Below are 13,353 nucleotides of genomic sequence, written 5' to 3' on the forward strand. Positions count from 1 at the left end.
GTGTCCAATCTCTTACATTCCCATTCCTATTCCGAGGAATGGGAATGTAAGAGATTGGACAAAAGCGACTCCCTACTCTCTGTCCACCCGGGCGCGCATATGCGAAAACTTCCGGTGTCCAGAGGGCGGGAGCCCTTTGGGGTCCCCCTTCCTTGGGGAAGGGGGATTTAGGGGGATGCGGGAAATCTATAATTTCATGTTGCTGCTATGACCCGGCGACAGCTTCGCGTTCGGGTCGATATATACTTTAGCATTGTTCACCGCTGTGGGGGCTTCGCCGAAACCAACAGCAATCAGCTTCAACTTGCCGGGATAGGTCGCAATGTCGCCTGCTGCAAATATACCAGGGACGCTCGTCTCCATCCGGGAGTCGACCACAATCGAACCGCCTTCGATTTCAAGTCCCCACTCTGCAATAGGACCTAGCGAAGAGATGAAGCCGAAGTTGATGATGACGGCGTCGACGTCTAGCTCTTGTTGTTCCTTTGTTTTGACGTGCTCGAGTGTAATGCGTTCAATGGCATCTGTCCCTTGAAGGGAAACAATCTCATTGGAGGTTGCAAGCCGAACGCTTGATTTATATAAATTGTCTACACTATGTTCATGAGCTCTGAATTTATCGCGCCGATGGACAAGCGTAACGCTTGCGGCGATCGGCTCCAGCATGAGCGCCCAATCGACTGCGGAATCACCGCCGCCGCTTATGACGACGTTCTTGCCAGCGAATTGCTGGAGGTCACTCACAAAGTAGTGAAGATTGCGCTTCTCGTATTGCGCTGCTTCAGGCAACTCCAGTCTTCTTGGCTCGAATGCGCCGACACCGGCTGTAATGATGACGGACTTGGCGAAGTGGACCGTTGTATCGGTCTGTACTTCGAACAATCGCTCGTCGTGTTTGATTACCTGCGTCACTTTCTCTTCCAGGCATACTTCAGCATCGAACAGCTTCATCTGTTCCTGCAGCTGATGAACGAGCTCGCCTGCTGTTACCTTTGGGAATCCGGCTACATCATAAATATACTTTTCCGGATAAAGTGCTGCCAGTTGACCGCCAAGTTGGGGCATACTTTCAATAATCTTGACCGAGGCTTGACGCATCCCGCAGTAGAACGCGGCGAACATCCCTGTAGGACCGCCTCCGATCACGATAATATCCGTTACTGACGCGTCGGGTTGCAGTTGTGATGGATTGGACATGGTGCACCTCCTGAAATTTGAATGCATACAGCGATAAGGCAAGAAGATTCAAGATCAACATGGGCAAAAGACGCTGCTTGAGCATACGCTTAAGTAAAGGGATTCAGCCGTCCTGCCATTAAGAAATGGAGGCCGATTATGGCCGACATTATGTTCTCATTATAGCGCTTCAATGCTTTATCAGGAACCAGCCGATTGGAACTTATGACGAACATTTTCGTATATTTAACCATTGAACTTTTAATGAAAACTATGTATCATTCTTCATGAATATTACGTTCGACATTCTCTGTCGACTAAGCAACGGACAACTTTTTTAGAAGAGACGGGGCTTACAGTATCTTTTCATTTTAGCCTTGTGTAATTTTTCACATAGAATAAGGTTATCGATCACCTACAAGTGGATGAGACTTCTATAAATACACATATAAACAAACGGATAGGATGGGACAAATCATGAGCAATATTCCGAAAATCGTCATTTTAGGCGCTGGCTATGGTGGCGTACTGACGGCACTTCGTCTGCAGAAGCAGCTTAATTATAATGAAGCAGACGTGACGCTCGTGAATAAGCACGATTATCATTACATTACTACGCATTTGCATATGCCAGCCGCTGGTACGGACAATCCAGAGAATGCCCGCGTCAGCATTTCGAAGCTGATCGATGAATTCAAAATTGATTTCGTCAAATCTACGGTTGTTCAAATCCGCCCTCAAGATAAGAAAGTCATTCTCGAGGATGGCACATTGTCGTATGACTACTTGGTTATTGGCCTTGGCGGGGAGCCGGAAACATTCGGTATTCCAGGCCTGCTTGAGCATGCCATGAATATTCGCAGCATTAACTCCGTTCGCCTGATCCGCGAGCATATTGAATATCAATTCGCGCGCTTCAAGCGCGAGCCGCATCGCACGGACTATTTGACGTTCGTTATTGGCGGCGCAGGCTTCACGGGCATCGAGTTCGTTGGCGAGCTTGCAGACCGTATTCCGGAGCTGTGCAAAGAGTTTGACGTCGACCCGAACCTGGTGAAGATTTACAACGTCGAGGCGGGCCCGTCTGCGCTTCCGGGCTTCGATCCGGAGCTTGTCGAGTACGCGATGAACGTCCTGACGAAGAAGGGCGTTACGTTCAAGATCGGTACGGCGATCAAGTCGTGCTCCCAAGACGGCGTTGTCGTTCAGAAGGGCGAAGATCCACAAGAAGAGATCCGTTCGCAGACCGTTATCTGGTCCGGCGGCGTTCGCGGCAACCGCTTGATTGAGGAAGCGGGCTTCGAAACGATGCGCGGCCGCGTGAAGGTTGACGACCAGCTGCGCGTGCCAGGCAGCGATCATGTCTATGTAGTAGGCGATAACTCGCTTATGTTCAATCCTGAAGGTCGCCCATATCCGCCAACGGCCCAAATTGCGATGCAGCAAGGCGTAGTGTGCGCACACAACTTGGTTGCCTCCATTCGTAATCAGCCGTTGAAAAACTTCGCGTTCAGCAACAAAGGGACGGTTGCATCGCTTGGTAAGGGCGAAGCTGTCGGCATTGCTTTCGGCAAGAAATACAAAGGCCGCGTTGCAGCATGGCTGAAGAAGTTGATCGATATCCGTTACCTGTTCATTATCGGCGGTTTGCCGCTTGTGTTCCGTAAAGGCAAATTCCTATAATGCGGCATTGCAGTGTGCAAGTTCGAGGTTTATTGACAAGAGACGAGCTCGATCGATATAATTCGCTTATGGAAGTTGGTTCCTTTCTTGAATCCAATGATCGCTACGATCTGGCCTATCATGTCCAGAAGGAAGTGGATCTGCTCATTATGCCTGCCATCGAACGGCTGAAGGATAAAGGCCGCGAGCGAGACCGGGCAACAGCCGAGTATTTGGAAGAGAAGCGCCGTCAGCAGCTTGCTGCGGAGCTTGCGGAACTCGATAACGAAGACGATGACTGACGATCATAACAACCTGTAATGATCACAACAACTTGTAACGATACATCAAGAGCGCTCGCCTACAGCATGACTTTGTTATGTTGTAGGGCGAGCGCTCTTTTTGTGCGCACATACCTTGGAAGGGGTTTCATGGATGAACAGCTTACAGACACGCATCGTACTTGTATTCTCCGTTATTATTACGATTTCCGCCGCGGTGCTAGGATTCACCATTGTGAATGATGCGCAGCGGCTTGTTGTGCATTCGCTTGGAACACAAGCACAGACCATTGCCGAGCATGCTGCCAGTATAATTGATACAACGAAGTACGAGGCGCTGACGCCGGAGAGCGGCACAGATGGGTATTATGCGGAGCTTCGTGTGAAGTTAGATGAAATGAAGCAGGCATACGGACTGAAATATCTATACACAATGGGCAGAAATGTGAAGGATGGACAATCAGAATATTATTACATGGTGGACGGAGCGCCACTTGATCGGACGGAGGATGTATCTGCGCTTGGCGAGGTGGAAGAGGAGCAGTTCCAAGGTCTTGTTCAGGCATTTGATGATAAGCGGTCAATCGTTGGTGAGCTGACCGATGATGAAGAGTATGGGGCAACCGTTACGGCCTATATTCCGATTCGTAACGAAGCAGGCGATATGATTGGCGTAGTTGGGGCGGACTTTGATGCGACGGATGTGTATGCGCTTATGAAGCGCAACCGGGCGACGGCGCTTATTATAGGAATCGGCGTTCTGGTCATCTCGCTCACCTTCACGATGCTATTCGCGAAGCGTCTTGTTGGCCCTTTGAAACGGCTGACGCATGAGATGTCGCGCGTGCAGCAGGGGGATCTGACCGTGCGTGTAACAGCAGGCGGCAACGACGAGACAGGCAGGCTGGCAGGCGCCTTCCAATCGATGGTGGACGATCTAAGGGTAATGATATCCCGCTTGAACGATAATGCTACACAGCTGCACTCTGCGTCGCAGGAGCTGACGGCAAGCGCAGAGCATACGCAGTATAATGCGGATCAGATTGCAGACTTAATCCGCGTAACCGAAGCCGAGAGCGTTAGACAGACCAGTCGCTCGGAGGAGGTCATGTCGGCGATCATGGAGACGGACAACTCCGTGCAGCGGATCGCAAGCGCTGCGAATGTAGTGGCAGCAGCATCCCATGACACAGCAGCAGAGGCAGCAGCAGGTGGTCAGTCGGTTCAACAGGCGCTCACACAGATGGAGTCGATTCATCGCAACACTGCGTTGATGAAGGAAGATGTAGAGAAGCTGTCGGAGCGCTCGGATCAAATCCGCTCGGTCATGGAGATGATCGGGTCGATCGCTTCACAGACGAATCTGCTGTCACTCAACGCTGCGATTGAGGCGGCTAGAGCAGGAGAGGAAGGCCGCGGCTTCGCCGTTGTCGCCGAGCAAGTGCGCAAGCTGGCTGTGCAATCGGAAGAATCGTCACGCGTTGTTGCGGAGCTGATTACCGAGATGCTGGGACGCATTGAGCGTATCGTTGAATCGGTCAACACTGGGAATCAAGAGGCAGAGCAAGGGCTAATCATTGCACGCCGGGCGGAGCTGTCGTTTGAATCCATTATAGAAGAGATTGGCAAGGTGTCGTTGCAGATGGACGAGCTGTCTAGCGTAGCTGCGCGAATGGCAGCAGGCTCGAAGGAGGCTAATGCTGCTGGAGCGGAGCTTGCGAGCAGCATACAGCATGCATCGCAGCAATTTGCCCGCGTCACGGCATCGGCAGAGGAGCAGTCTGCGTCGATGCGCCAGATTTTCGCCTCATCGGAATCGCTCTCTGGCATGGCGAATCAGGTGACGGATATGATAGCGAAGTTCAAAGCATAAGGAACAGTTCCGATGAGTCAGCCGTAATAAATAAGAGGACGTGGGCAACATGCCCCCGTCCTCTTATCTTTTATACAGATAGCAGTTTAGCCAGTTTCTCTGCATCCAGCAGATTGCCGACGTAGAAGTCGCCGAATTCACCGAAACGTGCGCTTACTTCGTCGAAACGCATTTCGTACACGAGCTTCTTGAATTGAAGCGCATCGTCTGCGAACAGCGTAACGCCCCATTCCCAGTTGTCGAAGCCAACGGAACCGGTAATGATCTGTTTCACTTTGCCAGCGTATTGACGGCCGATCATGCCGTGGCTGCGCATCATGCCTTTGCGGTCGTCCATGCTGAGCATGTACCAGTTGTCGCCGCCGTCGCGGCGCTTGTTCATCGGGTAGAAGCAAATATGCTTCGACTTCGGCAGCGCTGGCTTCAGACGTGCAACAACTTCAGGAATTTGCAGAGGGTCGACGCCAGGTTGTCCCATGTAGTTGCTAAGCTCTACGATGCTGACGTACGAGTACGTTGACTTCGTGAAAGCGGCGAACGCCGACTTGTTGAATACCGTTTCCAGCTCGTTGAGCTCTTCAAGCGTCTCGCGCAGATGCATAATAACGAAATCGGCTTTCTGGCCGACGATCGAATAGAATGCAGTACTGCCTTGCTTCTGCTCGCCTGTTTGCTCCCAAGCGGCGAGGAACGATTGGAACTCGTCCGCTGCTGCAGCGCGCTCCGCAGCGCTTGCTGCTTTCCAAGCCTGCCAGTCGATAGAACGAAAATCGTGAAGGGCGTACCAGCCCTCTAATGTTTGTGCTGCTTCACTCATTGTTCATAACCTCCGCTGCTATCTATTTGTTGCAATCGCATGATTCATCTTCGCATTGCCTTTCATTGTTTTCATTGTAGCGTAACGAATAGTCGACGGCAAATGGCGGACTTGTGACATTTGATCATAGTAAATTGACTTAAGGACACGCTTTCATTAGAATAAAAACGATATGTACTAGAATATGGACGTTACGTACGTCCGTTCACGGAGAGTAAAGGAGTTAGACGGCATATGGTTCAATTGATTGTGGCAATGGTGCTGTTCTTTATAATGATGTTCGGCATCGGGTTCATTCTGAATATGCTTATGAAGACGACCTGGTTCCCTATTTATTTGTTCATTATCGTGCTGCTGCCGCTTATGATCTGGGGAACATGGGATAAGAGCATTTCGTTCAGCGACAACTTCACATCCTTCACATTCGTAGATGTGCTGCCTGCGATTACGGCACTTGTAGGTGCGTATGTGAGCGGTTGGACGATTCAAGCGCTTCGCCGCGGCGGGTACAAAATGTTCTAAATCATTACAAATGCTTATGGATTCCCCTGATGTGTACATCGGGGGAATTTTTTTTACCTATCGTGAGGTCATGATGGAGGTTTTTTCATTTTTCGACATCTGCCAAGCGGCACATCATTTGTGATAGAATGAGAGGAAACATAGAACGGATGGGGTGGATGCAATGCGCATCGGTCATTTGATGCAGTTTACGGAACACCACCGATACTACACATTTCGCGGCTTTTCGCTAAGTCCGCTGGATATGCGGATGCTCTCGCTTATTTATCAGCCAATGATTGGCGCTTCAGCGATCGGTCTCTATCAATTGCTGTACCACGGCGTTATGGAAGGACGGACTGGCTATTCGTCGGTTGAGCCGCATCGGATGCTGTTTCTGGCGCTTGGACTGCAGATGAATGAGGACGGACGGAAGAGACTGCTGAACGATACGTCTCGGTTGGAAGCGGTAGGTCTGCTGCAGACATCTCGCCTTGCTGTGCCGGACAATGATGATTATGTTTATGAATACGAGCTGCTGGCACCGCTGTCTCCGGAAGAATTTTTCCGCAATCAGCATCTGGCGCTGCTGCTTCGGGATCAGATCGGCAAATATGCCGTTATCGCGCTTCGTGAATCGTTTAACAGCAAGGAACCGGACGAGCTGGCAGAAGCGCGTTGGAATAAGGAAAATGTTTCGGTGCCATTCTACGAGCTGTTCCGTCTTAACACTTCAAAGGTCGATGATGAGTTGGAGCAGGCGCTCAGCGAGGTAGCGCCATCTCGACAGCCATCGGTACCGAAGCCGCCGCCGTCCGAAACGGCAGGCCTCACCGTTGGCGAGCTGTTGATGCGATTCCCGCGCGGGGCGGCCAATCGCAAGTATGTCGAGCGGCTGCGCGGCGACGACGATACGATGGCACAACTTAATTATGTTGCTTACAAATACAATATCGGAGCGGCGGATATTTGCCGGTTGCTCGATGAGGATGGCGTATTCACCTCGCAAGGGGAACTGCTGGTGGACGAGCTTCAGCTGCGAGCGAACCAGATGTACCGACAAGATAAGAAACGCGAAGCGGACCGACAGCGCATAACGGCTAGATCGAACATGATGTCTGCTTCAGACGAATCGGTCGATCAGGATGAAGAAGATGAGTTCGGCGTGCCGGAGGAGTTGTTTATGCCGGTGCCGAAGCAGCTCGAAGGGCGTTGTGATGTGCCTCAGTACAATATGCTTATGCGCAATGAGCCGCATACCCGGTTCTTACAGCGCTATTTCCCTGGGGCCGTTCCTGAATGGATCGATCGGACTTTCGAGCGAATCGATCTGAATTATAAGCTTCCTCCTTCTGTTATTAACGTACTTATTCATTATGTTATTGGAACGAATGATTCACAGCGCGTTACCAAAACATTCATCGAGGCGGTTGCCTCCAACATGTTGTTGAAAGGTATCGATACGTTCGAGAAGGCAGTCGGTTATGTGCGTGAACAGCAGCAATTGGAAGCGGACAAGGCACGCCAGCAGCAGGTTGGCGCAGCGGCGCCTTCGCGCGCAGGCGGAGCTGGGGGCGGACGCGGAAGAGGCCGAGCCGGGGCAGGAGCGGCGCGGAAACCGGCGATTCCGATTGTACAAGCGCAAGAGCAGAGCGGCGCACCGTCAGCTGAGAAGCTGGAGGAGCTGCGGCGGTTAGCGCGAAAGCTGGATGGTAAGAAATAAGAACATTGACGGCGACGATGGAGATGATGAATCAGTATGGAATCGCTTGGCGAATTGCTAAAAAGAACGCCAATGGGGAACGAAGCCCTGCGGCGTTCCGCTGAATTAATGGACGAGCTGCTTGCGGACCCGCTCGTGGAGCGGTTCCGGGCGAAGAACCCAGAGCTGGACACCAATACGATCCGTCTTAATCTGAATCGGTTCTATCAATATGTGAAGGAATACCGCAATTGCGAGCGGTGTCCAGGGCTTGATCTGTGCCCCAATGATTTCGAGGGCCATTATACGATGCTTTCTTGTGACAACGTGAACGGCGAAGTGCGTCTATATGATCGTAAGGTTTCCTGCAAGAAGTTTATTGCCCGTCAGAATGAAGAGCAAATCCGCAGCCGTGTCCGAAGCTTCTACATCGACGAGACGGCGCTGCGTAACGGCTATTCGGCCGATGAGATTCTAACGAATGACTTAGGCCGAATGGAAGCTGTCGGACATCTGCTGGAGTATATCGACCGGACCAAAGAGCAGGGGCTGCAGACTTCCGGTTTATATCTGGAAGGCCATTTCGGCACCGGGAAGACATTCCTTATGTGCTATCTGCTGCATGAGCTTGCGAAGGCGGGCTATTCCGGCGTGATCGTGTACATGCCGGACTTCGTAGAAGATTTGAAGGCGATGATGCATGAGCCAGGCAAGCTGAAGGAAACGGTCGACATGATGAAGGAGACCGACCTGCTTATTTTCGACGATATCGGGGCCGAGAATTTAAGTCCTTGGGTGCGCGATCATGTGATGGGCGGCATTCTGAACTATCGGATGCAGCGGAAGCCTACGTTCTACACATCGAACCTTGATCTCGAAGCACTGGAGCAGCATTTTAGCTTTACGAGCAAGGAAGGCGACGACCGTCATAAGGGCGAGCGGATTATGGAGCGAATTCGATCTTATGTGGACGTCGTTCGTGTGACAGGTACCAATAAGCGGAAACGCTAATAAAGTTATTCCTATAATCGAGCCAGGCGAGGGACACTGATATGTTCTTCGCCTGGCTTTTTTGGTGTCTGCTGGCAGCAACCGACATTGCGAATCGTGAGGGAAACGGTTCAATTATGTTCATACTAAGGACGGGTTACGCATAACAAATGCGATAAAGGAGCCGGTCCAATGCAGGTACATCGTATAAGCAAACATAAGATTGTGAAGACGGCTGTGGCAGCGTCGGTCGCACTAATGCTATCGGCATGCGGTGAGAACGTAAAGCCTAATGAGCCGCAGAAGCATTCCACGGCGCAGTCGATCAAAGGGCCAAGTCCAAATACGGTTCATTCCAAGGGGAAAACAGCGCATCGGATTAATATGAATGCGTATCAGTCGACTCCGCCTACGAATATCGTCAGCCGAAGCCGCAGCTATCAAACGAGCGAACCGACGAATAAGCAAATTCACCATCAGTTCATTGAACGGATCAGCGAGCTTGCGAAGCAGGGGCAGATGGTGAACGCGGACAATTTTGCGGTGGGAAAAACGAAAATTGATGAAGTGCATAAGGCTTGGGGCGAGCCTAACCGCAAGGAAGGCGGATTTCATCAGTACATGCCAGGCATGATGAAAGGGACGATCGCATTCAGCCCCGGCCGAGGCGGCGTGCTGAAGGAGATCCGTATTTCGGAGACGGGCCTTGACCCGATCAAGGATGGCGCGAAGATTACATCATCAGAGGTACGCTCGACGCTCGGCAAACCATTCTCGATGCGCAAATCGGGCAAGAAGACGATTCTCTTGTACAAAAGAGGACCATATCAGCTGAAATTCGCTTATACGACGCCGAAGCCAACACGTACGAATAATGCGATTCCGCTTGATTATGTCAGCGTCGTATCACCGAAGGCTGATAAGCCGCTAAGCGTAAAAAGCCGCTAGCAGCGAGCATTTAAACACTTACAAGCAGACCTTCACGGCAGTGGTAAAGCCGCTTGAAGGCCTGCTTTTTGCATGCCTTGAATCGTCTGAATAATTAAATCTTATAATCCTTATCAGATTTATTGAAATTAATCGTTGACACTGGCATTTGTTCCCTGATAGAATCAGAACATCAAATCATAACCAACTAAACAGGTAGGGATTAGTTGGAATCTTCTTAAGGGGTGCATGATCTATGGCAAAACGGTCTACTTTGAAATGGTTCTCGATTATTCTCGCAGTATCACTGGTGCTGACAGCTTGCGGATCGAAAGATAAAGAAGATAAAGCAAGCACGGATAAATCGACATCGACAGGTTCGACGACTACAGAGCAAACGACAGATACGGAGAAGAAAGAGCCGCTTAAGCCGGTCGAACTCCTGAACGTATCGTATGATCCAACTCGTGAGCTGTATGAAGCTTATAACAAAGCGTTCGCTGCGCATTGGAAGCAAGAGACGGGCCAAGAGGTGACGATCAAGCAGTCGCACGGCGGTTCGGGCAAACAAAGCTTGGCTGTTATCGATGGATTGAAGGCTGACGTCGTAACGCTTGCGCTAGGTTATGATATCGATGCGATTCAGAACAAAGGCCTGATCAATCAAGGCTGGCAGAGCAAGTTCGAGAGCAACAGCTCGCCGTACACGTCGACGATCGTCTTCCTCGTTCGCAAAGGCAATCCGAAGGGCATCAAGGACTGGGATGATCTGGTGAAGGATGGCGTAGAGGTTATTACACCGAATCCGAAGACGTCCGGCGGTGCACGTTGGAACTATCTCGCAGCTTGGGGTTATGCACTGAAGCATAACAACAACGATGAAACGAAGGCGCAAGAGTTCGTACAGAAGCTGTATAAAAACGTTCCGGTGCTCGACTCCGGCGCACGCGGCTCCACGACGACGTTCGTAGAGCGCGGAATTGGCGACGTGCTGCTTGCTTGGGAGAACGAAGCGTTCCTGTCCATCAATGAGCTCGGCCCGGACAAATTCGAAATCGTATACCCATCGCTCAGCATCTTGGCTGAACCGCCAGTCGCTGTTGTCGATAAAGTTGCGGACTCCCGCGGTACACGCGAAGTATCGGAAGCGTATCTGAAATACTTGTATTCGGAAGAAGGCCAACGCATTGCGGCTCAGAACTACTACCGTCCGCGTCTGCAATCGGTAGCGGATGAGTTCAAGGATCAATTCAAATCGCTTGAGCTGTTGACGATCGATAAGGATTTCGGCGGCTGGCAGGAAGCACAGAAGAAGCATTTTGCTGATAACGGCATTTTCGATAAAATCTACGTTCCAGGGAAATAAGCATGACATTGATCTTACAGATTTTGCAAGGAGCTGACTTCACATGAAAGGTTCCGCTATCCGCCGGGTTCTTCCGGGATTCGGTTTATCACTCGGCTATACGATCTTCTACTTGAGCGTCATCGTCCTCATCCCGCTCTCCGGCGTGTTCATCAAGACCGCCGGAATGGGATGGTCGGACTTCTGGCATACGATCTGGAATACGCGTGTTATTGCGGCGTACAAGATTAGTTTCCTCACTGCATTGTCCGCAGCAGGCATTAACGCCGTGTTCGGACTGTTGATCGCTTGGGTGCTTGTACGTTATAAGTTCCCGGGCAAGTCCATCGTCGACAGCCTCGTTGATTTGCCTTTTGCACTGCCAACAGCGGTTGCGGGTATCGCATTGACGACGATCTATGCGCAGAATGGCTTGATTGGTTCAAAGCTGGAACCGCTCGGGATTAAGGTTGCGTTCACGCCGCTAGGGATTACGATCGCACTTGTTTTCATCGGACTTCCCTTCGTCGTTAGGACGGTACAGCCGATTCTACAGGATCTTGAGAAGGATACGGAGGAAGCGGCCGTCATGTTGGGCGCTCACCGCTGGCGGACGTTCAGCCGCATTATCCTGCCGGAGATTGCGCCGGCGCTGCTGACGGGCTTCGCGCTTGCGTTTGCTCGTGGTATCGGCGAATATGGCTCGGTTGTGTTTATCTCCGGCAACATGCCGCTGAGGACAGAGATTACGCCGCTGCTCATTATGACGAAGCTGGAACAGTTCGACTACGCTGGTGCGACAGCAATTGCCCTTGTCATGCTCGTCTTCTCCTTTATTGCGCTGCTGATCATTAACGTCCTGCAGTCGAGAATTAGTAAACGGACGACATCAGCTTAAACCAATAGGAGAAGGGGAGGGATTGTACAATGGCTGGAGCGATTACTGCACATCTGTCGGAAGAAGCATCGGTAAGGCCGAAGCATATTAATGAGTCTGGTTTTGTTCGTTTCGTGTTAATAGGCATTGCGCTCTTATTTCTGACCTTGATGGTCGTATTGCCTCTCGTCACCGTGTTCTACGAGGGGCTGAAGAAAGGGTGGGATGTTTACGTTGCCGCGTTGACCGATTCGGATGCGAAGTCGGCGCTCAAGCTGACGCTCATCGTGTCGCTGATCGCGATTCCGCTCAACACCGTATTCGGTATAATGGCAGCTTGGGCCATTACGAAATTCAAGTTCCGCGGCCGTAATTTTCTTATTACGCTGATCGATTTGCCTTTTGCGGTATCGCCGGTTATATCAGGTCTTATCTATGTGCTCTTATTTGGCGCTCAAGGGTTTCTCGGTCCATGGCTCGATGAGCATGGCATTCAGATCGTATTCGCACTGCCGGGTATCGTTCTGGCGACGATATTCGTCACTTTCCCATTCGTGGCGCGCGAGCTTATTCCGCTGATGGATGCTCAAGGCGTACAGGAGGAAGAAGCTGCAGTCAGTTTGGGAGCTAAAGGCTTTAAGCTGTTCTGGCATGTAACGCTGCCGAATATTAAGTGGGGCTTGCTCTACGGTATTATCTTGTGCAACGCGAGGGCAATGGGCGAATTCGGTGCGGTGTCGGTCATCTCCGGCCACATCCGCGGCGAGACGAACACTCTCCCGCTGCATATTGAAATTTTGTATAACGAATATCAGTTTTCCGCGTCGTTCGCTGTTGCGTCACTGCTTGTCATGCTGGCGCTCATAACATTGGTAGCTAAAAAATTGATTGAGTGGAGGGGATCGAAATGGCAAAGCAAGTAGAACTGAATGAATGGTGGCAGGAGCGCATCTCGGATCAATTAGAAGGAATGGAATACGGTTCTGTGCTCATCACCGTACATGACGGGCGCATCGTCCAGATCGACCGGACGGAGCGCAAACGTTTCGACCCTTCCGCAGGCGTGACGCCTGCAGTGGCGAAACCGGATGCAACATCTGAGAAGAAAGCGGCTCAACCGCTTAAAGCCGCGTCGCGTAACAACAAAGTTGCGAACGGTTAAGAATTACAGCAGCGGTAGATAAACAACTTGCCCGGAACGG

At 51.2% G+C, this 13,353-nt stretch carries 13 protein-coding genes; 11 read left to right on the plus strand and 2 right to left on the minus strand.

Annotation, left to right across the window (positions count from 1 at the left end; genetic code table 11):
- Positions 1 to 186: 186 nt before the first annotated feature.
- Positions 187 to 1,197 (minus strand): NAD(P)/FAD-dependent oxidoreductase, encoded by a 1,011-nt coding sequence (locus H8B09_RS01810; RefSeq protein WP_191201765.1) that lies wholly within the window; start codon positions 1,195 to 1,197, stop codon positions 187 to 189.
- Positions 1,198 to 1,653: 456 nt separating this feature from the next.
- Here H8B09_RS01810 and H8B09_RS01815 point away from each other — a divergent pair, with 456 nt between their 5' ends.
- From H8B09_RS01815 to H8B09_RS01825, 3 genes are all read left to right on the plus strand, one after another.
- Positions 1,654 to 2,859, plus strand: a complete 1,206-nt coding sequence (locus H8B09_RS01815) for an NAD(P)/FAD-dependent oxidoreductase (protein ID WP_191201766.1) — start codon at positions 1,654 to 1,656, stop codon at positions 2,857 to 2,859.
- Complete coding sequence (locus tag H8B09_RS01820) at positions 2,859 to 3,140, plus strand: hypothetical protein (RefSeq protein WP_191201767.1); 282 nt, start codon at positions 2,859 to 2,861, stop codon at positions 3,138 to 3,140. The genes H8B09_RS01815 and H8B09_RS01820 overlap by 1 nt, the downstream gene beginning before the upstream one ends.
- A gap of 133 nt (positions 3,141 to 3,273) precedes the next feature.
- Complete coding sequence (locus H8B09_RS01825; protein WP_191201768.1) at positions 3,274 to 4,992, plus strand: methyl-accepting chemotaxis protein; 1,719 nt, start codon at positions 3,274 to 3,276, stop codon at positions 4,990 to 4,992.
- 70 nt (positions 4,993 to 5,062) lie between these two features.
- Here the strand turns inward: H8B09_RS01825 and hemQ are convergent, their stop codons facing one another.
- Complete coding sequence (hemQ, locus tag H8B09_RS01830; protein WP_191201769.1) at positions 5,063 to 5,809, minus strand: hydrogen peroxide-dependent heme synthase; 747 nt, start codon at positions 5,807 to 5,809, stop codon at positions 5,063 to 5,065.
- A 234-nt stretch (positions 5,810 to 6,043) separates the two neighbouring features.
- Between hemQ and H8B09_RS01835 the strand changes: the two genes are divergently transcribed.
- The 8 genes from H8B09_RS01835 to H8B09_RS01870 all read left to right on the plus strand — a co-directional run bounded on the left by H8B09_RS01835 (position 6,044) and on the right by H8B09_RS01870 (position 13,313).
- Positions 6,044 to 6,331, plus strand: coding sequence for a YuiB family protein (locus H8B09_RS01835; RefSeq protein ID WP_191201770.1), 288 nt, complete (start codon positions 6,044 to 6,046; stop codon positions 6,329 to 6,331).
- A gap of 163 nt (positions 6,332 to 6,494) precedes the next feature.
- The gene (locus H8B09_RS01840) at positions 6,495 to 8,033 is read left to right on the plus strand and encodes a DnaD domain protein (protein WP_191201771.1); all 1,539 of its coding nucleotides are present in this window, start codon (positions 6,495 to 6,497) and stop codon (positions 8,031 to 8,033) included.
- 36 nt (positions 8,034 to 8,069) lie between these two features.
- A complete protein-coding gene (dnaI, locus tag H8B09_RS01845) occupies positions 8,070 to 9,023 on the plus strand; it encodes a primosomal protein DnaI (RefSeq protein ID WP_191201772.1) in 954 nt (317 codons plus the stop codon).
- A 171-nt stretch (positions 9,024 to 9,194) separates the two neighbouring features.
- Positions 9,195 to 9,950: a YjgB family protein gene (locus tag H8B09_RS01850; protein ID WP_191201773.1), complete on the plus strand. Its 756-nt coding sequence runs from the start codon at positions 9,195 to 9,197 to the stop codon at positions 9,948 to 9,950.
- A 235-nt stretch (positions 9,951 to 10,185) separates the two neighbouring features.
- Positions 10,186 to 11,295, plus strand: coding sequence for a sulfate ABC transporter substrate-binding protein (locus H8B09_RS01855; protein ID WP_191201774.1), 1,110 nt, complete (start codon positions 10,186 to 10,188; stop codon positions 11,293 to 11,295).
- Positions 11,296 to 11,338: 43 nt separating this feature from the next.
- Positions 11,339 to 12,172: a sulfate ABC transporter permease subunit CysT gene (cysT, locus tag H8B09_RS01860; RefSeq protein ID WP_191201775.1), complete on the plus strand. Its 834-nt coding sequence runs from the start codon at positions 11,339 to 11,341 to the stop codon at positions 12,170 to 12,172.
- A gap of 29 nt (positions 12,173 to 12,201) precedes the next feature.
- Positions 12,202 to 13,074, plus strand: coding sequence for a sulfate ABC transporter permease subunit CysW (gene cysW / locus H8B09_RS01865; RefSeq protein ID WP_191201776.1), 873 nt, complete (start codon positions 12,202 to 12,204; stop codon positions 13,072 to 13,074).
- On the plus strand, positions 13,059 to 13,313 hold the full coding sequence (locus tag H8B09_RS01870) for a YezD family protein (RefSeq protein ID WP_191201777.1): 255 nt from the start codon (positions 13,059 to 13,061) through the stop codon (positions 13,311 to 13,313). Before cysW ends, H8B09_RS01870 begins: the two co-directional genes overlap by 16 nt.
- Positions 13,314 to 13,353: the final 40 nt, after the last annotated feature.

It is taken from the genome of Paenibacillus terricola (assembly GCF_014779765.1).
GTDB lineage: Bacteria > Bacillota > Bacilli > Paenibacillales > Paenibacillaceae > Paenibacillus_T > Paenibacillus_T terricola.

What these genes read in the sequence shown, in the direction of transcription:
- H8B09_RS01855 (WP_191201774.1), top strand. Translation starts at nt 10,186, where the DNA reads ATGGCAAAACGGTCTACTTTGAAATGGTTCTCGATTATTCTCGCAGTA.
- H8B09_RS01825 (WP_191201768.1), top strand. Translation starts at nt 3,274, where the DNA reads ATGAACAGCTTACAGACACGCATCGTACTTGTATTCTCCGTTATTATT.
- H8B09_RS01815 (WP_191201766.1), top strand. Translation starts at nt 1,654, where the DNA reads ATGAGCAATATTCCGAAAATCGTCATTTTAGGCGCTGGCTATGGTGGC.
- hemQ (WP_191201769.1), bottom strand. Translation starts at nt 5,809, where the DNA reads ATGAGTGAAGCAGCACAAACATTAGAGGGCTGGTACGCCCTTCACGAT.
- cysW (WP_191201776.1), top strand. Translation starts at nt 12,202, where the DNA reads ATGGCTGGAGCGATTACTGCACATCTGTCGGAAGAAGCATCGGTAAGG.
- H8B09_RS01850 (WP_191201773.1), top strand. Translation starts at nt 9,195, where the DNA reads ATGCAGGTACATCGTATAAGCAAACATAAGATTGTGAAGACGGCTGTG.
- H8B09_RS01870 (WP_191201777.1), top strand. Translation starts at nt 13,059, where the DNA reads ATGGCAAAGCAAGTAGAACTGAATGAATGGTGGCAGGAGCGCATCTCG.
- H8B09_RS01810 (WP_191201765.1), bottom strand. Translation starts at nt 1,197, where the DNA reads ATGTCCAATCCATCACAACTGCAACCCGACGCGTCAGTAACGGATATT.
- H8B09_RS01835 (WP_191201770.1), top strand. Translation starts at nt 6,044, where the DNA reads ATGGTTCAATTGATTGTGGCAATGGTGCTGTTCTTTATAATGATGTTC.
- H8B09_RS01820 (WP_191201767.1), top strand. Translation starts at nt 2,859, where the DNA reads ATGCGGCATTGCAGTGTGCAAGTTCGAGGTTTATTGACAAGAGACGAG.
- H8B09_RS01840 (WP_191201771.1), top strand. Translation starts at nt 6,495, where the DNA reads ATGCGCATCGGTCATTTGATGCAGTTTACGGAACACCACCGATACTAC.
- dnaI (WP_191201772.1), top strand. Translation starts at nt 8,070, where the DNA reads ATGGAATCGCTTGGCGAATTGCTAAAAAGAACGCCAATGGGGAACGAA.
- cysT (WP_191201775.1), top strand. Translation starts at nt 11,339, where the DNA reads ATGAAAGGTTCCGCTATCCGCCGGGTTCTTCCGGGATTCGGTTTATCA.